This is a genomic window from Pseudomonas sp. TMW22090, from assembly GCF_022496665.1.
Classification (GTDB): Bacteria; Pseudomonadota; Gammaproteobacteria; order Pseudomonadales; family Pseudomonadaceae; genus Aquipseudomonas; species Aquipseudomonas gregormendelii.
Genome location: NZ_SCFH01000003.1, coordinates 309,342 through 328,167, shown reverse-complemented (window position 1 = coordinate 328,167; position 18,826 = coordinate 309,342). Strand labels below are relative to the sequence as shown.

Genomic DNA, 18,826 nt, shown 5'->3' with positions numbered 1-18,826 from the left:
AACATCAAAAGATCGCAGCCTGCGGCAGCTCCTACACCGTTCGCCGTGTAAATTGCCGGTCATCAATCCCGTAGTCATGAGGAGAGCGCGCGTGTCGCCAAGCCTGTTCCGACGATAACCATCAGCCCGCTGTGCGTTGTTCCGTTTCGCCCATTTTTTGGCTGCTATTTATTACAGGCCCAGGTTCATGCCCGAATACGTTAATTGGCTTCGTCACGCTTCCCCCTACATCAACGCCCACCGCGATTGCACCTTTGTTGTCATGCTGCCCGGCGATGGCGTGGAGCATCCAAACTTTGGCAACATCGTCCATGACCTGGTGCTGCTGCACAGCCTGGGCGTGCGGCTGGTGCTGGTTCACGGCTCCCGTCCACAAATCGAAGCGCGCCTGGCTGCCCGTGGCCTGACTCCGCATTACCACCATGGGATGCGTATCACCGATGCCGCCACCCTTGAATGCGTGATCGATGCCGTCGGCCAGCTGCGGATCGCCATCGAAGCGCGACTGTCGATGGACATGGCGTCTTCGCCGATGCAGGGCTCGCGCCTGCGGGTGGCCAGCGGCAACCTGGTAACTGCTCGGCCGATCGGCGTGCTCGAAGGGGTTGATTATCACCACACCGGTGAGGTGCGTCGGGTCGACCGCAAAGGCATCAATCGCCTGCTGGACGAGCGCTCCATCGTGTTGCTGTCGCCTTTGGGCTATTCGCCAACCGGCGAGATCTTCAATCTGGCTTGCGAAGACGTCGCGACCCGCGCCGCCATCGACCTGGGCGCCGACAAACTGCTGCTGTTCGGTGCCGATCTGGGCCTGATCGACGAAAACGGACGCCTGGTGCGTGAGTTGCGTCCTCAGCAGGTGCCGGCGCACCTGCTTCGCCTGGGCAGCAATTATCAGGGCGAACTGCTCGATGCCGCCGCCGAGGCCTGCCGTGGCGGTGTAGCACGCAGTCATATTGTCAGTTATGCCGAAGACGGTGCGCTGCTGACCGAGCTGTTCACCCGCGACGGTGGCGGTACCCTGGTGGCCCAGGAGCAATTCGAAATCGTGCGCGAAGCGGCGATTGAGGACGTGGGTGGCTTGCTGGACCTGATCAGCCCGCTGGAAGAGCAGGGCATCCTGGTGCGTCGTTCCCGCGAGGTGCTGGAACGCGAGATCGAGCAGTTCAGCGTGGTCGAGCGCGAAGGCATGATCATCGCCTGCGCGGCGCTGTATCAGATTGCCGATTCGGATGCGGGTGAGCTGGCGTGCCTGGCGGTCAACCCGGAGTACCGCCACGGCGGGCGTGGCGATGAACTGCTGGAGCGCATCGAAACTCGCGCCCGGGCCCAGGGCCTGAAAACCCTGTTCGTCCTTACGACCCGTACCGCCCACTGGTTCCGCGAGCGCGGGTTCGTGCCAAGCAGCGTGGACCGGTTGCCGTCGGCGCGAGCGTCGCTGTACAACTATCAGCGCAATTCGAAAATCTTCGAAAAAACCCTGTAACGCAATCCCCCTGTAGGAGCTGCCGCAGGCTCCTACGGGGATTGCGTTTATTCCACGTATTTAGAGCTGACGTACGCCGAATAATCCGGCAGCACCGTCTCGACTTTGCCCTGTTCCTTCAGGAACTTCGCGGTCTCGCCAATCGCCTTGGCCGTGCCGCCATCCAGCAATGCGGTGGTCTGCTGTGCCTTGGCGTCCGGGAAGGCCGAGCCGGCCAGCAGTTCAGGCACATCGGCAGCATTGGCACCGGTCAATTTGGCGATTTTCTGCACCGGCACCGAATCGGCAGTCCAGCTGTCTTTATGCGCGGCGTAGTCGGCGAATGAGTCCAGGGTGACCTTGGCGAACCTGGCAATCACTTCCGGGTGCTTCTCGGCGTAATCCTTGCGCGCCACCCACACTTCGAAAGTCGGAGCGCCCCATTGGCCAACCTCGGCCGCATCGGTCAGGGTCTTGCCGGTCTTGCGGATTTCGCCCAGGGCAGGCGACCAGACGAAGGCCCCGTCAATATCACCACGCTTCCAGGCAGCAGCAATTTCCGCCGGCTGCAGGTTCACCACCTTCACTTGCGAAGTACTCAGGCCCCAATGCTTCAGTGCGCCGAGCAGGCTGTAATGAGAGGTGGAAACGAAGGGCGTGGCAATGGTTTTGCCGATCAGATCTTCCGGTTTATTGATCCCGCTCCCGTTACGGACTACCAGCGCCTCGGCGGCATTGATCTGCGCCGAAACGATGAAGGCAACGATTGGCAGGTTCCGCGAAGCTGCGGCGGCCAGCGGGCTGGAGCCCAGATTCCCGATCTGCACATCCCCGGAAGCAATGGCCGTGACCACCTCTGGCCCGCTGTTGAAGCGGCGCCAATCGATTTTCTGGCCAATGGCTTTCTCATACAGGCCGTCGGCCTGCGGCACCTTGCTCGGATCAATCCCGGTCTGATATCCCACGGTCAGGTTGGCGGCGACGGCGTTAAAAGAAATTAAAGCTGATACACAAACTGTAACAATTGGATTGGATAGTGCGCGCTTGATTGTCATGGCCAGGTCTTCGATGAGAGGAAATGCGGATTTCCGTTAAATCTAATCGATCTAAAAAACGGCCAATAAATATCTTTTGGGAATTAGCTTATAGGCTTGCGTTCAACGGACCGCGCGCTGCGTTCAGTTCCTAAAGGCTATTAAAAAACATCGGATGCTTCGTATTGGATTTATGCAAAACGGGTTTATCTGACGACGCTGGATTCACCGGGGATTAGACCATGGTCGTAGTCACATACGGTTACGATTGACTTGCAGGTCACGGTCTGGCGCTAATCGCAAATCCTAGGATCCCGGGCATTTGACCCAGGGCCAGGAATACAAAAATTAGAAACGAGAGGAGCTTAAAAAATGAACAAGTCCACCTTGGCCTTGGCCGTGGCCGTAGGGGTAATGGCGCAGCAGGCAGGCGCCGCCGGATTCATTGAAGACAGCAAGGCTTCCGTCAGTTCTCGCACCATGTATTACAACGCCGACACTCGCGAAGGTGCCGCCAACGATCAGCGCGAAACTGCTCAGGGCCTCAAGTTCGATTACCTGTCGGGCTTCACCCAAGGCACAGTCGGCTTCGGCTTTGATGCCCAGGCGCTGGTCGGCATTCATCTGGACGGTGGTCGCGGTCATCACCCGGACAACAACTCGTTCTTCCCAAGTGACACTGACGGCTCGGCATCCGATCCATGGAGCCGGGTAGCGGGTAACGTCAAGGCACGCATCTCGAAAACCGAAGCCCACCTCGGTGGTGCCTTGCAACCGAGCATGCCGGTACTGATCGCGAACGACAGCCGCCTGCTGCCACAGACCTTCGAAGGCGGCACCATCACCTCGAAGGAAATCGACAACGTCACGTTCAACGCCGGCCAGCTCGAGCACGCCGCGGGTCGAGCGTCGTCGAACACCACCGGTCTGGCAGTCGCTGGTGGCACTGAAGAAAGCAACAAATTCCGTTACGGTGGTGCTGACTGGAAGGTCACCAAAGACCTGATGCTGCAGTACTACTACGCCAATCTGGAAGACTACTACAAGCAGCATTTCCTGGGCCTGGTACACGTCTACCCGATCAGCGCCACCCAGTCGTTCAAGACTGACCTGCGCTATTTCGACAGCAGCTCCGACGGCAAGAACGGTGATGCGGGTTACCGCTTCAACAACAACGGCGGTTATGCGAAGAATGCGGGCGAGGTGGATAACCAGACCTGGAGCGCCATGTTCACCTACACCCTGGGTCCGAACGCATTCTTGCTGGGCCATCAGCGTGTCAGCGATGACGGTGGTTTCGTCTACCTGAACCAGGGCAACGTGGTCGACGGCAATGGTCGCAACGAAGGAGCCGGCGGTTCGAGCTTCTACTCGTTCACCGACGCCATGATCAACGGCTTCGTGCGTGCAGGCGAGAACACCACATTCGGTCAGTACACCTTCGACTTCGCATCCCTGGGCGTTCCAGGCCTGAAGGCCTCGGCCGCTTACCTGCGTGGCGAGGACATCAAGGCCACCAACGGCGTTGGCAAAGACCAGACCGAGTGGGAGCGCGACCTGCGCGTGGACTACGTGATTCAAACCGGCGCGCTCAAGGGGTTCGGTACGACCCTGCGTCACGGCACCTACCGCGGCGACACCAACATCTCCGCGCAAGACCAGACCCGCGTGATTTTCAACTACACCTATAGCTTCCTGTAACACCCAACACGGAAAAAGCCCTGCCAGCTGGCGGGGCTTTTTTTTGGATTATTTCTTATATTCAAATTGGGTCTTAGTATGTAATTTATTATTCTTTTTAGCTTTTAACGCGAAGCCCTAAAGTGCGTTCCTCTGGGGCCGATACCGGTGGCCTGACACGAATAAATGCCATTCCTTTATTCCTGAATGGCATTAAAAGAATGAAATTATTTTTTATCCGTTTACCATGCGGGCCCCATTCCCCTTGGTCAGACGCCCGGGGTAGACGCATCACGCGATGAACCGTGGTTTGCGGTCACCGCGCATTTCAGGATCCAGAGCATTCGACTCTGGACCGAAAAAAAATTAGAGACGATAGGAGCGAAACAATGAACAAGTCCACTTTGGCCCTGGCTGTGGCCGTAGGGGTTTTGGCGCAGCAGGCAGGCGCCGCCGGTTTCATCGAAGACAGCAAGGCCACCCTGGGCCTGCGCAACTTCTACATCAACACCGATAACCGTGACGGTACCGGCGCCAATAAAAACGAAGAATGGGGCCAAGGCTTCGACCTGCGTTTCATCTCCGGTTACACCCAAGGAACTGTTGGCTTCGGTATCGATGCCATTGGCCTGCTGGGCGTACGCCTCGATTCCGGTGGCGGTACTAACGGTGCGACGGCCACGTCCTATGGCGGCACCGTGTTCCCTAGCAAATCCAACGGTGAAGCGGTCGATAACTTCTCCAGCCTGGGCCTGACGGCCAAGGCCAAGATCTCCCAGACTGAATTGAAGCTGGGTACCTTGCAGCCGAAGAACCCGGTCATTGCCACTAACGATGGTCGCCTGCTGCCACAAACCTGGCAGGGTGGCCAGATCACTTCTGGCGAGATCAAGGACCTGACCCTGGTCGGTGGCCAGATCGAAGCCGTGAAAGGTCGTAACTCCAGCAACAACGAACAACTGAGCATCGGCGGCGCGAACACCCGTGGCACAGCCTGGCGCGACAGCAACAAGTTCATCTACGCAGGCGGTGACTACAAAATCACCAAGGACCTGACTGCCCAGTACTACTACGGCAACCTGGAAGACTTCTACAAACAGCACTTCCTGGGTCTGGTTCATAGCTGGGCAATCGGCCCTGGTGTATTGAAGTCTGACCTGCGTTACTTCAATAGCTCTGATGACGGAAAAAACGGCACAGATTCGAACTACTACAGTTCGGGCAACTACACAGGCTTGCGTAATGGGCGCGGTGAAGTCTCCAACAACCTGTACAGCGGTCTGTTCCTTTACACCGTTGCAGGGCACACCTTCGGCGGTGGCTATCAGGTCAGCAACGGCAGTAGCGACTTCCCTTGGCTGAACCAGGGCGACGGTTCGTCGAACTACACCATCACCGACATGCAGATCCAGAAATTCGGCCGTGCTGGCGAGAAAACCTGGCAAGTACGCTACTCCTATGACTTCGCTAAAGTCGGCGTGCCCGGTCTGACTGCTGGTGCTGTGTACCTCAGAGGTGGCGATATCGACACCGTGGGCACCAACGGCCAACAAGCTGCCTCGGGTGCCTCCGAGTGGGAACGCGACTTCACCCTCGCTTACGTGGTACCAGAAGGCCCGCTGAAAAACGTAGGCTTCATGTGGAAAAATGCTACCTGGCGCACCGACCTGCCTAACACCCGTTCGCAGGACGAAAACCGCCTGATCCTCAGCTATTCGATCCCGCTGTTGTAATAGCGCTCGCGTTACCGAAGTAAAAAACGCCCTGCCTGGCACCCTGCCTGGCGGGGTTTTTTGTGTTTTTTAACTGGCTTTTTATATGCATTTTAATTCTAAACAAATCGATATTTATTCTTTTTAATAGATAAAAAACGCAGGCACAGTTGAGCTCATCAAGCACTCACCAGGAGCAGCATCATGAGCCTCAGACTTGGCGACATCGCCCCCGACTTCGAACAGGATTCCAGTGCCGGCACCATTCGTTTTCATGAATGGCTGGGCAATAGCTGGGGCGTGCTGTTCTCCCACCCGGCAGACTTCACGCCGGTATGCACCACCGAGCTGGGCTTTACCGCCAAGCTGAAAGACCAGTTCGCCGAGCGGGGCGTCAAGGCGATTGCCCTGTCCGTGGACCCGGTGGATTCGCACCACAAATGGATCGAAGACATTAACGAGACCCAGGACACCCAGGTCAATTTCCCGATTCTGGCTGACGCCGATCGCAAGGTGTCGGACCTGTATGATCTGATTCATCCCAATGCCAACGACACCCTGACCGTGCGCTCGCTGTTCGTCATCGACCCGAACAAGAAGGTGCGGCTCACCATCACCTACCCAGCGAGCACTGGCCGTAACTTCCATGAAATCCTGCGGGTAATCGACTCGCTGCAACTCACCGACAACTACAAGGTGGCGACCCCCGCCAACTGGCAGGACGGTGATGAAGTAGTGATCGTGCCATCGCTCAAGGACGAGGAAGAAATCCAGAAGCGTTTTCCCAAAGGTTATCGCGCGGTGAAGCCGTACCTGCGCCTGACGCCGCAACCCAATCGTTGAAAATCAGAAGATCGCTGCCTCCGGCAGCTCCTACACGGATAGGCGGGCCCTGCAGGAGCTGCCGAAGGCTGCGATCTTTTCGAACACACCACAAAGCAGGGGATTTCAGGCCGTTTCGACGGCCTTTTTTTTCGCCTGGACATCCAGTCTCTTTATATCTCTTAATCGAATAACCAAATGAATAAATATGATTTATGGATATAACAATCAGCTGTTAAGGTCACTCCATCAAAGCGAGATCGCACACTGCGAATTGCCAAAATAGCTTAAGGAATTCCTGAATGCTGGTTGTCTCAATCGGTGGCAGTCCTAGCCAACGCTCCCGTTCCGGAGTGCTGCTGGACCACGCTCAGCGCTGGTTGCGCGAGCAAGGTGTGGAAGTGGTGAGTTACCAGGTACGGGACTTCCCGGCCGAAGACTTGCTGCATGCACGCTTCGATAGCCCCAAGGTGATCGACCTGCTGCAACAGATTGAAAACGCTGACGGCCTGCTGATCGCTACGCCGGTTTACAAGGCCTCGTTCTCCGGTGCACTGAAAACCGTGCTGGACCTGCTGCCCGAGCGTGCGTTGGACCACAAAGTGGTTTTACCCATGGCTACCGGCGGCAGTATCGCGCACATGCTGGCGGTGGATTACGCGCTCAAACCGGTGCTGTCGGCGCTCAAAGCCCAGGAAATGTTGCACGGGATTTTCGCCGTGGACAGTCAGATCGCTTACGGCGAGGGCAGCGCCCAGGCGCAGTTGGCGCCTGAGCTGGAACAACGACTCGGTGAGTCACTGGAGCTGTTTCTTATCGCCATGGCGCGACGGCCGAAACCAATCGATCCGAACCTGTTGAATGAACGTTTGCTGAGTGCTCGCTGGAGCATTTGAGCCCGCACTCAATCTACCCTGAATTTGCTTCACTCCACCTTACTCAGCCGCTAACGGCCAAGCAGGTGCAGCCAAAACCCAACTGCAAAAAGGAGAGCGCTATGCGCACTGTCATTTTGCGTCGTGGTCTGGTCGCTCTGTTTGCTGCGGCTGTCACCTTCGGCGCCATTACTCAAGCTCAGGCCGAGACACTTCGAATCGGTTATCAGAAGTACGGCACCCTGGTGCTGCTCAAGGCCAAGGGTACTCTGGAGAAACGCCTCGCCGCCCAAGGTGTGGACGTGCAATGGACTGAATTCCCCGGTGGCCCGCAGCTGCTTGAAGGCCTGAACGTCGGCTCCATCGACTTCGGCGTTACCGGCGAAACCCCGCCGGTGTTTGCCCAGGCGGCCGGTGCCGATCTGCTCTATGTCGCCTACGAACCACCAGCGCCTCACAGCGAGGCGATCCTGGTGCCCAAAGACTCGCCGATCAAATCGGTGCAGGAACTCAAGGGCAAGAAAATCGCCCTGAACAAAGGCTCCAACGTTCACTACCTGCTGGTGCGGGCTCTGGAAGACGCCGGCCTCAAATACAGCGATGTCCAGACCGTGTTCCTGCCGCCAGCCGATGCCCGCGCCGCGTTCGAGCGTGGCAGTGTCGACGCCTGGGTCATCTGGGACCCGTACCAGGCTGCGGCCGAACAGCAACTGCAGGCTCGCACCCTGCGTGACGGCAAAGGCATCGTCGACAACCATCAGTTCTACCTGGCGACCAAACCCTACGCGCAGAAAAATCCCGAGGTGATCAAGACTTTGGTGGAGCAAGTGCGCGCAGTCGGCGAATGGTCCAAGGCCAACCCTGAAGACGTGACCCAACAGGTTTCGCCACTGCTTGGCCTGCCGGCAGACATCACCCTGACTTCGGTGAAACGCCAGGGCTACGGCGCGCTATTCCTGACCCCGGAAGTGGTGGCCGCGCAACAGAAGATCGCCGACAGCTTTTACCAGCTCAAGCTGATTCCGAAGCCGCTGAGCATCAAGGACGTGATCTGGACGCCACCGGCGGCCGTTGCCAAAGCACAGTAATTTGAATTCCTAAGGAGACCACTCCATGAGCCTCAACATCTTCTGGTTCCTGCCAACCCACGGCGACGGCCATTACCTTGGCACCGCCGAAGGCGCTCGCGCCGTCGACCACGGTTACCTGCAACAGATCGCGCAAGCAGCCGACCGCCTGGGCTTTGGCGGGGTGCTGATCCCCACCGGGCGCTCCTGCGAAGATTCGTGGCTGGTGGCCGCGTCGTTGATCCCGGTAACCCAGCGCCTGAAGTTTCTGGTTGCCCTGCGCCCCGGGATCATTTCCCCGACGGTGGCCGCGCGCCAGGCGGCGACGCTGGATCGGTTGTCCGGCGGGCGTGCGCTGTTCAACCTGGTGACCGGCGGAGATCCGGAAGAGTTGGCCGGCGATGGTCTGTTCCTGACCCACGAAGAGCGCTATCAGGCTTCGGTGGAATTCACCCGTATCTGGCGTCGGGTGCTGGAAGGTGAAACCGTTGACTACGATGGTCAGCACATCAGCGTGAAGGGCGCCAAGCTGCTCTACCCACCGATCCAGCAACCGCGTCCACCGCTGTACTTCGGTGGCTCGTCGGAAGCGGCGCAGGACCTTGCCGCCGAGCAGGTCGAGATGGTTCTGACATGGGGTGAGCCGCCGGCCGCTGTTGCCGAGAAGATCGAACAGGTACGGGCCAAGGCCGCCAAGTTGGGGCGTACCGTGCGGTTCGGGATTCGCTTGCACGTGATCGTTCGGGAAACCAATGCTGAAGCCTGGCAAGCGGCGGACCGGCTGATCTCCCACGTGGATGATGAAACCATCGCCCGCGCCCAGGCGTCGCTGTCGCGCTTCGATTCGGTTGGCCAGCAACGCATGGCCGCGCTGCACGGTGGCAGTCGCGACAACCTGGAAGTCAGCCCCAATCTCTGGGCCGGCGTCGGCCTGGTGCGTGGTGGTGCCGGCACGGCACTGGTGGGGGACGGTCCGACAGTGGCCGCCCGCGTAAAGGAATACGCGGACCTGGGCATCGATACGTTCATCTTCTCCGGCTATCCACACCTGGAAGAGTCCTATCGGGTTGCGGAGCTGTTGTTCCCGCACCTGGATATCGAGCGTCCGCAGCTGCCCCAGGGTGCCAACTACGTCAGCCCGTTCGGCGAGATGGTCGCCAACGATATCCTTCCCAAAGCCGCGTCGCAGAGCTGAGGCGCGCCATGAAGAAAGTTATCCACAACCTGGCGCCCTGGGCGTTGCCGGTGCTGTTGCTGGCGGTGTGGCAGTTGTCGGTGTCGGCGGGCTGGTTGTCGACACGGATTCTGCCGGCGCCGATAGCCGTCATCGAAGCCGGCGTGAGCCTGGTGCGCAGCGGTGAAATCTGGACCCATCTGGCAATCAGCGGCTGGCGTGCTGCTTTGGGCTTTACCATCGGTGGCAGCATCGGCCTGGTGCTGGGTTTCATCACCGGCCTGTCGAAATGGGGCGAGCGCCTGCTCGACAGTTCGGTGCAGATGGTGCGCAACGTACCGCACCTGGCGCTGATCCCTCTGGTCATCCTGTGGTTTGGCATCGATGAGTCGGCGAAGATTTTCCTGGTGGCCCTGGGCACATTGTTCCCGATCTACCTCAACACCTATCACGGCATTCGCAACGTCGATCCGGCGCTGGTGGAGATGGCGCGCAGTTACGGTTTGTCCGGTTTCAGCCTGTTCCGCCAGGTGATCCTGCCGGGCGCACTGCCTTCGATCCTGGTCGGTGTGCGCTTCGCGTTGGGCTTCATGTGGCTGACGCTGATCGTTGCGGAAACCATTTCTGCCAGTTCCGGCATCGGTTACCTGGCAATGAATGCCCGGGAATTCCTGCAGACCGACGTGGTGGTGCTGGCGATCCTGTTGTACGCGGTGCTCGGCAAACTGGCCGACCTCGCTGCGCGCGGACTTGAACGAGTATGGCTGCGCTGGCATCCGGCCTATCAGGCTGCCAAGGGAGGTGCCGCATGACGGCTCAACAACCTCCACGCTTGCTGCGCGGAATTCCACTGGCGGTGCGCAAGTTGCAAAAGACCTTTGGTTCGCGGCAGGTGCTGCGCGAGATCGACCTGCACATTCCGGCCGGGCAGTTCGTGGCCGTGGTCGGGCGCAGCGGGTGCGGTAAAAGTACCTTGTTGCGCTTGCTCGCCGGCCTCGACAAACCCACTGGCGGTGAGCTGCTGGCGGGTTCGGCGCCTTTGAGCGCTGCGCTGGAAGACACCCGCTTGATGTTCCAGGAAGCGCGTCTGCTGCCGTGGAAAAAAGTTATCGACAACGTTGGCCTAGGGCTCAAGGGCAACTGGCGGTCACAAGCACTGGACGCGTTGGAGTCAGTTGGCCTGGCCGACCGCGCCAATGAGTGGCCTGCGGCGCTGTCCGGTGGGCAGAAGCAGCGCGTGGCCTTGGCCCGCGCGCTGATCCACCAACCGCGCTTGCTGTTGCTGGACGAGCCCTTGGGCGCTCTCGATGCCCTGACCCGAATTGAAATGCAGCAACTGATCGAACGCCTCTGGCAAAAGCACGGCTTCACGGTGTTGCTGGTGACCCACGACGTCAGTGAAGCGGTCGCGATTGCAGATCGGGTCATCCTGATCGAAGAGGGTGAAGTCGGCCTCGACCTCCACGTGGAACTACCGCGCCCTCGGGTTCGCGGTTCTCACCGGCTGGCGGCGCTGGAGACCGAAGTCCTTAACCGCGTGCTGTCACTGCCCGGCGAGCCGCCGGAACCGGAACCTGTTTCACCATTGCCCACGCAGTTGCGTTGGGCGCAATAACTCACCTTATCCAACGACAGGAACAACCTCATGACTATCAAGGCCATCAACGTTCGTAACCAGTTCAAAGGCTCGATCAAGGAGATCGTGCTGGGCGACGTGCTGTCGGAAATCGACGTGCAGACCGCTTCGGGCATCGTCACTTCAGTCATCACCACTCGTTCTGTCAAAGAGCTTGAGCTGGTGGTGGGCAGTGAAGTGATCGCGTTCGTGAAATCCACCGAGGTGTCGATCGCCAAGTTGTAAAGGGCGTGCACTGCGCACAACCCCGGAGGGTGTGAGCCCTTCGGGTTTTTTGTGTGCGTGATTCAGTGGAGTCAGCGGTGTGGCCATCGCGGGCAAGCCCGCTCCCACAGGTTGATGTGTCACTTACAAAATCTGTGTTCGCTGGAGATTCCTGTGGGAGCGGGCTGGCCCGCGATGAGGCCAGCATGACCTGCGCCGTAGTCAGATTGAGTGAGCGCGCTTGGGCATATAAGGCGGCAGATAAAGCCCCAGATACGCATCAAACACCCGCATCCCTTCCTCAGCCATGCGCGGCGTGATCTGCCCATGCTGCTGCACCGAACGCGCATACACCCGATCCCCCAGCTCCATCGCCAGCGCAAACACATCGACATCACTCGGCAACTTCGGCAGTTCGAAGTGATGATCGAAGAGCTTGTGCATCAGTTCGCCCAGCTCGATGTCGTGTTGGCGGTCGGCCTGGGTGACTTCGGTCAGGCCGTGCTGGGCAAGAATCAATTGTCGGGCGGCGGCGTCGTCGCTGTAGATGTCGAGCATGCGCTGCTCCACCAGGCGCGACAGGTCGCGCCAGCCGCTGAGGGCGTTGTGGTCGATGGGGGCTTGCAGGCATGCCCGGAAAGCGGCGTGGACGTCGGCCGTCAGCGCTTCGAGCAAGGACGGTACGCTGGCGAAAAAGTGATACACGGAGGACGGCGGGATTTCGGCGCGCTCGGCCACGCTGTAGATCGACAGGCTGCCCACTCCTTCGGCGGCCAGCAGCGTACGGGCGGCGTCGAGTATGGAATCGATCCGCGCCTGGCTGCGGGCGCGAGGTTTGCGGACGGTGGCGGTGCGCGTCATTGGAGACTCCTGCGGGGCAGGGGGCATTGTACGAGCCGGGTGATGTGTTGTCTTGTCGGCCGCCATCGCTGGCAAGCCAGCTCTCAAGGATTTCCAGCGAAACACTCATTTTGTGTACGGCAAGTGACTTGTGGGAGCTGGCTTGCCAGCGATCCGCCGCAGGCGGCCATAAAAAAACGCCGTCAGCTCTACCAGCCGACGGCGTTTGTTTTACTGCAACCGCTTAAACGGTATGCAGGTACCAGTTGTACTCAAGATCGGAGATGGAGTGTTCAAACTCCTCCAGCTCGCTCTCTTTACACGCGACAAAAATGTCGATGTATTTTGGATCGATGTACTTGGCCATCACTTCGCTGTCGTCCAGCTCGCGCAGTGCATCACGCAGGTTGTTCGGCAGGCTCTGCTCGTTCTGCTCGTAGGAGTTGCCTTCCACGGGCGCGCCCGGTTCGATCTTGTTGACCAGGCCGTGGTGCACGCCAGCCAGGACCGAAGCCATCAACAGGTACGGGTTGGCGTCGGCGCCGGCAACACGGTGCTCCAGGCGGACCGCGTCGGCGGAACCGGTCGGTACTCGTACCGCTACAGTCCGGTTATCCAGACCCCAGCACGGCGCATTGGGCACGTAGAACTGTGCGCCGAAGCGACGGTAGGAGTTGACGTTCGGGCACAGGAAAGCCATCTGCGCCGGTAGGGTCTCGAGCACACCGCCGATCGCGTGACGCAGTGCGGCGTTCTGCTCGGGATCCTCACTGGCAAAAATATTCTTGCCGTCTTTATCAAGGATCGAGATATGGACGTGCAGTCCATTTCCTGCCTGGCCCGGGTAAGGCTTGGCCATGAAGGTGGTGTCCATCTCATGGTCGTAGGCGATGTTCTTGATCAGGCGCTTGAGCAGTACCGCGTAGTCACACGCCTTGATGGCGTCGGCCACGTGGTGCAGGTTCACTTCGAACTGCGCCGGGGCACTTTCCTTGACGATCGCGTCGGCAGGAATGCCTTGCTCCTTCGCACCTTCCAGAATGTCCTGGAGGCAGTCGACGTATTCGTCGAGGTCGTCGATCAGGTAGACCTGTGTCGAGTGCGGGCGTTTGCCGGAGATCGGCGAGCGCGGAGGTTGCGGGCGACCGTTCACGTTCTCCTGGTCGATCAGGTAGAACTCCAGTTCGAAAGCGGCACAGATCGTCAGACCCATTTCGTCGAACTTGGCGACAACCTGACGCAGGACTTCCCGGGGGTCGGCGAAGAAGGGTTCACCTTCGAGTTCGTGCATGGTCATCAACAGTTGCGCAGTAGGGCGCTTCTGCCAAGGCTCGTTGCACAGGGTGTCAGGGATTGGATAACAGATTCGGTCAGCATCGCCGATGTCCAGGCCCAGGCCGGTGCTTTCCACCGTCGAGCCGTTGATATCCAGGGCAAAGAGGGAGGCCGGCAGGTTGATGCCTTTCTCGTAAACCTTGTGGAGGCTGGTGCGTTCGATGCGCTTGCCGCGCACCACACCATTCATATCCGCAATCAGAAGGTCAACGTACAGAACCTCAGGATGTTCCTTAAGGAACGCGTTCGCTTCGTTAAGCTGAACGGCACGCGGGGGTACCGACATGATGCAACACCTTTGTTGTTAAAAATATCAATCATTGATCTCTTCGGGTTTCAGTCAACCCGAACGGCATGCCGAAGTCAAGCGAGGCCTTTTTTGCCCTAAAAAAGCGCCCGTGAGGCTTTTTTGAGGCGCTTTGGGGCGTTTTTTTGCCCTCGGGCTTATTGCCAGCCGCAGGCTTGAGCGGGCCGTGTTGTATTTTTTACGGGGGTGTTGTGTAAAAAAATGAACAAGGCTAAGCTCGAATCAAACCCATAACAGCAATAATACCGGGGTGTTTCATGTCTCGCCTGCCGTTAATCGGCGTCACCGGCTGCTCACGGCAGACCGATCAGCTGGCAGCGTCCGATATTCTGGACGGTCTGGATGGCATTCTCTTTACCGGCTCTGCATCCAATATAGAACCGTTTTACTCCAGCGGCCCGTACTTCGTAGCGCAGACTGCCGGTAATTGTGCACGCCTCACCCATACACCTGTTGCCCCACGCTTCTTTCGAGGCGAGCATTCATGTGCCCGGCAATTGCAAGGGCAATCTGTACCACACGACGCCGATGCGTCAAACAACGCCTGACTTATCAGAGTCCGGAAACTCAGCCTAAGAGGCATTTATGAGTCACAACCTCGACCAGCTCACCGATTGGTTGAAAGACCACAAGATCACAGAAGTCGAATGCATGATCGCCGATCTGACCGGTATCACCCGGGGCAAGATTTCGCCGACCAACAAATTCATTGCGGAAAAAGGCATGCGCCTGCCCGAAAGCGTTCTGTTACAGACCGTGACTGGCGACTATGTCGAAGACGACATCTATTACGAACTGCTCGACCCGGCCGACATCGACATGATCTGCCGTCCCGACCAGAACGCGGTGTATCTGGTGCCGTGGTCCGTGGAGCCCACCGCCCAGGTGATCCACGACACCTATGACAAGCAAGGCAACCCGATTGAGCTGTCGCCGCGCAACGTGCTCAAGAAAGTGCTGAAACTCTATGCCGACAAAGGCTGGCAGCCGATCGTGGCGCCGGAAATGGAGTTTTACCTGACCAAGCGCAGTGACGACCCGGACTACCCGTTGCAACCGCCAATTGGCCGTTCCGGTCGTCCGGAAATCGGTCGTCAGTCGTTTTCCATCGAAGCGGCGAACGAGTTCGACCCGCTGTTTGAAGACGTCTATGACTGGTGCGAACTGCAGGAGCTGGACCTCGACACGCTGATCCACGAAGACGGTACGGCGCAGATGGAAATCAACTTCCGTCACGGTGATGCCCTGTCCCTGGCCGACCAGATCCTGATCTTCAAGCGCACCATGCGCGAAGCGGCACTCAAGCATGATGTGGCCGCCACCTTCATGGCCAAGCCCATGACCGGTGAGCCGGGCAGCGCGATGCACTTGCACCAGAGCATTATCGACATCGAGACCGGCAAGAATGTCTTCTCTAATGAAGACGGGACCATGAGCCAGCTGTTCCTGCACCACATCGGCGGGCTGCAGAAGCTGATCCCCGAGCTGCTGCCGCTGTTCGCACCGAACGTCAACTCGTTCCGCCGCTTCCTGCCGGATACCTCGGCGCCGGTAAACGTGGAGTGGGGCGAAGAAAACCGCACGGTGGGCCTGCGGGTGCCGGATGCCGGGCCACAGAACCGTCGAGTGGAAAACCGCCTGCCGGGTGCCGATGCCAACCCTTACCTGGCGATCGCCGCGAGCCTGCTCTGCGGTTACATCGGCATGGTCGAAGGCTTGAACCCAAGTGCGCCGGTGGTGGGACGTGGTTATGAACGCCGCAACCTGCGCCTGCCACTGACCATCGAGGACGCGTTGGAGCGCATGGAAAACAGCGCGACCGTCGAGAAGTACCTGGGCAAGAAATTCATCACTGGCTATGTCGCGGTCAAGCGGGCCGAGCATGAAAACTTCAAGCGCGTGATCAGTTCGTGGGAGCGGGAATTCCTGCTCTTCGCCGTCTGATGCGCTGCGGCGCGGTAGGAAATAACCGCGCCCTCACTGCAAACTTAGGAGAATTCGCATGACTAGTAACAATCCGCAAACCCGTGAGTGGCAAGCACTGAGCAACGACCATCACCTGGCACCGTTCAGTGACTTCAAGCAGCTGAAGGAAAAAGGCCCGCGCATCATCACCAGCGCCAAGGGCGTCTACCTGTGGGACAGCGAAGGCAACAAGATCCTCGACGGCATGGCCGGCCTGTGGTGTGTGGCTATCGGTTACGGTCGCGACGAACTGGCTGACGCAGCCAGCAAGCAGATGCGCGAGCTGCCGTACTACAACCTGTTCTTCCAGACCGCTCATCCTCCCGTACTGGAACTGGCCAAGGCCATTGCCGATATCGCGCCGGAAGGCATGAATCACGTGTTCTTCACCGGCTCCGGTTCCGAAGGCAATGACACCATGCTGCGGATGGTGCGTCACTACTGGGCGATCAAGGGCCAGCCGAACAAGAAAGTCATCATCAGCCGCAAGAACGGCTATCACGGTTCCACTGTGGCCGGCGCGAGCCTGGGTGGCATGACTTACATGCACGAACAGGGCGACCTGCCGATTCCAGGCATCGTTCACATTGCCCAGCCGTACTGGTTCGCCGAAGGCGGCGACATGACGCCTGAAGAGTTTGGCGTGTGGGCTGCCAACCAGCTGGAAGAAAAAATTCTGGAAATCGGCGTTGATAACGTCGGTGCCTTTATTGCCGAGCCGATCCAGGGTGCCGGTGGCGTGATCATTCCGCCTGAGACCTACTGGCCGCGCATCAAGGAAATCCTCGCCAAGTACGACATCCTGTTCGTGGCGGACGAAGTGATCTGCGGTTTCGGTCGTACCGGCGAGTGGTTCGGTTCCGATTTCTATGACCTCAAGCCCGACATGATGACCATCGCCAAAGGCCTCACCTCCGGCTACATCCCTATGGGTGGCCTGATCGTGCGCGACGAAGTGGTGGCAGTGCTCAACGAAGGCGGCGACTTCAACCACGGTTTCACCTATTCCGGTCACCCGGTGGCGGCTGCGGTGGCGCTGGAAAACATCCGCATCATCCGTGATGAAAAAATCATCGAGCACGTCCACGCAGAAACGGCACCGTATTTGCAAAGTCGCCTGCGGGAACTGAACGATCACCCACTGGTGGGCGAAGTACGTGGGGTAGGGCTGCTGGGGGCCATCGAACTGGTCCAGGACAAGGCCACTCGCAAGCGTTACGAAGGTAAAGGCGTCGGCATGATTTGCCGCACCTTCTGCTTCGACAACGGCCTGATCATGCGCGCCGTTGGCGACACCATGATCATTGCTCCGCCACTGGTGATCACCAAGGCGGAAATCGATGAGCTGGTGACCAAGGCTCGCAAGTGCCTGGACCTGACACTGAGTGCGCTGCAAGCCTAAGTGCTAGGCTCTGAGCGGGGTGCAAGGTTTGCATTTCGCTCAGGGCAAACAAAGGATGGGTCTTTCCTTGAAAGGCTGCCTCGGATCTTGCCAGACTACCGGTTGTTTCAGATGCCCGGCAAAGGCCGCTGAGCACGTGGTTAAAAAGAAAAATTGGAGCATTACCCATGAAGGCATTAGGTATGAAGATAGCTGGCAAGACCCTCCTGGCCATGTCCCTGATGGGCATGATGGCAGGCGCAGTTCAAGCGGACGACAAGGTTCTGCACGTATACAACTGGTCTGATTACATCGCACCGGACACCGTCAAGAAGTTCGAAGCCGAGTCGGGCATCAAGGTGGTCTACGACGTATTCGACAGCAACGAAACGCTGGAGGCGAAGTTGCTGGCAGGCAAGTCCGGCTACGACATCGTCGTGCCGTCGAACAACTTCCTGGCCAAGCAGATCAAGGCTGGCGTTTACCAGAAACTCGACAAGTCCAAACTGCCGTTGTGGAAAAACCTCAATACCGACCTGCTCAAAGCGGTATCGGTGAGCGATCCGGGTAACGAACATGCATTCCCGTACATGTGGGGTTCGATCGGTATCGGCTTCAACGACGAAAAGGTCAAGGCAGCACTGGGTGCCGATGCACCAACCAATTCCTGGGACCTGATCTTCAAGCCTGAAAATGCTGCCAAGCTGAAATCATGCGGCATCAGTGTCCTCGATTCGCCAACCGAGATGATTCCGGTGGCGCTGCACTACCTGGGCTATCCGACCGACAGCCAGGACAAGAAACAACTGGCTGAAGCTGAAGCACTGTTCCTGAAAGTCCGTCCTTCGATCGGCTACTTCCATTCGTCCAAGTACATCTCCGACCTCGCCAACGGCAACATCTGTGTGGCCATCGGTTACTCGGGCGACATCTACCAGGCCAAGTCCCGTGCGGCTGAAGCCGGTGACAAGGTGAAGGTCAGCTACAACATTCCCAAAGAAGGTGCTGGCAGCTTCTACGACATGGTCGCCATCCCTAAAGATGCCGAAAACGTTGAAGGTGCCTACAAGTTCATGACCTTCCTGATGAAGCCGGAAATCATGGCGGAGATCACCAACGCCGTGCGCTTCCCGAACGGTAACGCAGCGGCAACAGCGCTGGTTGATAAAGACATCACCAGCGACCCGGGCGTTTATCCACCAGCCGACGTTCTGGCCAAGCTGTACGCGATTGCCGACTTGCCGGCCGCTACCCAGCGAATCCTGACCCGCAGCTGGACCAAGATCAAATCGGGTAAATAAATAAACCTGTAGGAGCGAGCTCGCTCGC

At 58.6% G+C, this 18,826-nt stretch carries 16 protein-coding genes and 1 pseudogene; 14 read left to right on the top strand and 3 right to left on the bottom strand.

The features are described 5' to 3' along the window. Positions 1-187: 187 nt before the first annotated feature. Positions 188-1,486 carry an amino-acid N-acetyltransferase gene (argA, locus tag EQV97_RS10745; protein WP_122841070.1) on the top strand — a complete coding sequence of 433 codons (1,299 nt, stop codon included), beginning with the start codon at positions 188-190 and terminating at the stop codon, positions 1,484-1,486. Positions 1,487-1,533: 47 nt separating this feature from the next. Here the strand turns inward: argA and tauA are convergent, their stop codons facing one another. Then, complete coding sequence (gene tauA, locus EQV97_RS10740; RefSeq protein WP_240888925.1) at positions 1,534-2,520, bottom strand: taurine ABC transporter substrate-binding protein; 987 nt, start codon at positions 2,518-2,520, stop codon at positions 1,534-1,536. Positions 2,521-2,871: 351 nt separating this feature from the next. Here tauA and EQV97_RS10735 point away from each other — a divergent pair, with 351 nt between their 5' ends. From EQV97_RS10735 to EQV97_RS10695, 9 genes are all read left to right on the top strand, one after another. Beyond that, positions 2,872-4,200, top strand: coding sequence for an OprD family porin (locus tag EQV97_RS10735; RefSeq protein ID WP_240888924.1), 1,329 nt, complete (start codon positions 2,872-2,874; stop codon positions 4,198-4,200). 368 nt (positions 4,201-4,568) lie between these two features. Further along, on the top strand, positions 4,569-5,912 hold the full coding sequence (locus EQV97_RS10730; RefSeq protein WP_240888923.1) for an OprD family porin: 1,344 nt from the start codon (positions 4,569-4,571) through the stop codon (positions 5,910-5,912). A 183-nt stretch (positions 5,913-6,095) separates the two neighbouring features. After that, the gene (locus EQV97_RS10725; protein ID WP_122841074.1) at positions 6,096-6,734 is read left to right on the top strand and encodes a peroxiredoxin; all 639 of its coding nucleotides are present in this window, start codon (positions 6,096-6,098) and stop codon (positions 6,732-6,734) included. 281 nt (positions 6,735-7,015) lie between these two features. Beyond that, positions 7,016-7,609, top strand: a complete 594-nt coding sequence (gene ssuE, locus EQV97_RS10720) for an NADPH-dependent FMN reductase (RefSeq protein ID WP_201146803.1) — start codon at positions 7,016-7,018, stop codon at positions 7,607-7,609. A gap of 101 nt (positions 7,610-7,710) precedes the next feature. Next, positions 7,711-8,676 (top strand): sulfonate ABC transporter substrate-binding protein, encoded by a 966-nt coding sequence (locus EQV97_RS10715; protein WP_225568863.1) that lies wholly within the window; start codon positions 7,711-7,713, stop codon positions 8,674-8,676. A 25-nt stretch (positions 8,677-8,701) separates the two neighbouring features. Next, complete coding sequence (ssuD, locus tag EQV97_RS10710) at positions 8,702-9,850, top strand: FMNH2-dependent alkanesulfonate monooxygenase (RefSeq protein ID WP_122841078.1); 1,149 nt, start codon at positions 8,702-8,704, stop codon at positions 9,848-9,850. An 8-nt stretch (positions 9,851-9,858) separates the two neighbouring features. After that, on the top strand, positions 9,859-10,641 hold the full coding sequence (ssuC, locus tag EQV97_RS10705; protein ID WP_045059748.1) for an aliphatic sulfonate ABC transporter permease SsuC: 783 nt from the start codon (positions 9,859-9,861) through the stop codon (positions 10,639-10,641). Beyond that, on the top strand, positions 10,638-11,444 hold the full coding sequence (ssuB, locus tag EQV97_RS10700; protein ID WP_240888922.1) for an aliphatic sulfonates ABC transporter ATP-binding protein: 807 nt from the start codon (positions 10,638-10,640) through the stop codon (positions 11,442-11,444). The genes ssuC and ssuB overlap by 4 nt, the downstream gene beginning before the upstream one ends. A 30-nt stretch (positions 11,445-11,474) precedes the next feature. Beyond that, positions 11,475-11,690 (top strand): TOBE domain-containing protein, encoded by a 216-nt coding sequence (locus tag EQV97_RS10695; RefSeq protein WP_003229256.1) that lies wholly within the window; start codon positions 11,475-11,477, stop codon positions 11,688-11,690. A gap of 201 nt (positions 11,691-11,891) precedes the next feature. On the opposite strand, the gene EQV97_RS10690 is transcribed toward EQV97_RS10695, so the two are convergent. Together EQV97_RS10690 and EQV97_RS10685 are read right to left on the bottom strand one after the other, a co-directional pair. Continuing rightward, on the bottom strand, positions 11,892-12,530 hold the full coding sequence (locus EQV97_RS10690) for a TetR/AcrR family transcriptional regulator (RefSeq protein ID WP_122841081.1): 639 nt from the start codon (positions 12,528-12,530) through the stop codon (positions 11,892-11,894). 223 nt (positions 12,531-12,753) lie between these two features. Beyond that, positions 12,754-14,130: a glutamine synthetase family protein gene (locus EQV97_RS10685; protein WP_122841083.1), complete on the bottom strand. Its 1,377-nt coding sequence runs from the start codon at positions 14,128-14,130 to the stop codon at positions 12,754-12,756. A 278-nt stretch (positions 14,131-14,408) separates the two neighbouring features. On the opposite strand from EQV97_RS10685, the pseudogene EQV97_RS10680 reads away from it, so the two are divergent. From EQV97_RS10680 to EQV97_RS10665, 4 genes and pseudogenes are all read left to right on the top strand, one after another. Then, positions 14,409-14,658: pseudogene (locus EQV97_RS10680) on the top strand (gamma-glutamyl-gamma-aminobutyrate hydrolase family protein); the annotation flags it as partial. Positions 14,659-14,736: 78 nt separating this feature from the next. Further along, the gene (locus EQV97_RS10675; RefSeq protein WP_045059752.1) at positions 14,737-16,095 is read left to right on the top strand and encodes a glutamine synthetase family protein; all 1,359 of its coding nucleotides are present in this window, start codon (positions 14,737-14,739) and stop codon (positions 16,093-16,095) included. A gap of 58 nt (positions 16,096-16,153) precedes the next feature. Continuing rightward, positions 16,154-17,518 (top strand): aspartate aminotransferase family protein, encoded by a 1,365-nt coding sequence (locus tag EQV97_RS10670; protein ID WP_045059753.1) that lies wholly within the window; start codon positions 16,154-16,156, stop codon positions 17,516-17,518. A 182-nt stretch (positions 17,519-17,700) separates the two neighbouring features. Next, complete coding sequence (locus tag EQV97_RS10665; protein ID WP_122841084.1) at positions 17,701-18,798, top strand: polyamine ABC transporter substrate-binding protein; 1,098 nt, start codon at positions 17,701-17,703, stop codon at positions 18,796-18,798. Positions 18,799-18,826: the final 28 nt, after the last annotated feature.

Coding starts and splice junctions, on each gene's coding strand:
- tauA (WP_240888925.1), bottom strand. CDS start 2,520: ATGACAATCAAGCGCGCACTATCCAATCCAATTGTTACAGTTTGTGTA.
- EQV97_RS10695 (WP_003229256.1), top strand. CDS start 11,475: ATGACTATCAAGGCCATCAACGTTCGTAACCAGTTCAAAGGCTCGATC.
- EQV97_RS10735 (WP_240888924.1), top strand. CDS start 2,872: ATGAACAAGTCCACCTTGGCCTTGGCCGTGGCCGTAGGGGTAATGGCG.
- ssuB (WP_240888922.1), top strand. CDS start 10,638: ATGACGGCTCAACAACCTCCACGCTTGCTGCGCGGAATTCCACTGGCG.
- EQV97_RS10670 (WP_045059753.1), top strand. CDS start 16,154: ATGACTAGTAACAATCCGCAAACCCGTGAGTGGCAAGCACTGAGCAAC.
- ssuC (WP_045059748.1), top strand. CDS start 9,859: ATGAAGAAAGTTATCCACAACCTGGCGCCCTGGGCGTTGCCGGTGCTG.
- EQV97_RS10665 (WP_122841084.1), top strand. CDS start 17,701: ATGAAGATAGCTGGCAAGACCCTCCTGGCCATGTCCCTGATGGGCATG.
- ssuE (WP_201146803.1), top strand. CDS start 7,016: ATGCTGGTTGTCTCAATCGGTGGCAGTCCTAGCCAACGCTCCCGTTCC.
- ssuD (WP_122841078.1), top strand. CDS start 8,702: ATGAGCCTCAACATCTTCTGGTTCCTGCCAACCCACGGCGACGGCCAT.
- EQV97_RS10715 (WP_225568863.1), top strand. CDS start 7,711: ATGCGCACTGTCATTTTGCGTCGTGGTCTGGTCGCTCTGTTTGCTGCG.
- EQV97_RS10725 (WP_122841074.1), top strand. CDS start 6,096: ATGAGCCTCAGACTTGGCGACATCGCCCCCGACTTCGAACAGGATTCC.
- EQV97_RS10730 (WP_240888923.1), top strand. CDS start 4,569: ATGAACAAGTCCACTTTGGCCCTGGCTGTGGCCGTAGGGGTTTTGGCG.
- argA (WP_122841070.1), top strand. CDS start 188: ATGCCCGAATACGTTAATTGGCTTCGTCACGCTTCCCCCTACATCAAC.
- EQV97_RS10675 (WP_045059752.1), top strand. CDS start 14,737: ATGAGTCACAACCTCGACCAGCTCACCGATTGGTTGAAAGACCACAAG.
- EQV97_RS10690 (WP_122841081.1), bottom strand. CDS start 12,530: ATGACGCGCACCGCCACCGTCCGCAAACCTCGCGCCCGCAGCCAGGCG.
- EQV97_RS10685 (WP_122841083.1), bottom strand. CDS start 14,130: ATGTCGGTACCCCCGCGTGCCGTTCAGCTTAACGAAGCGAACGCGTTC.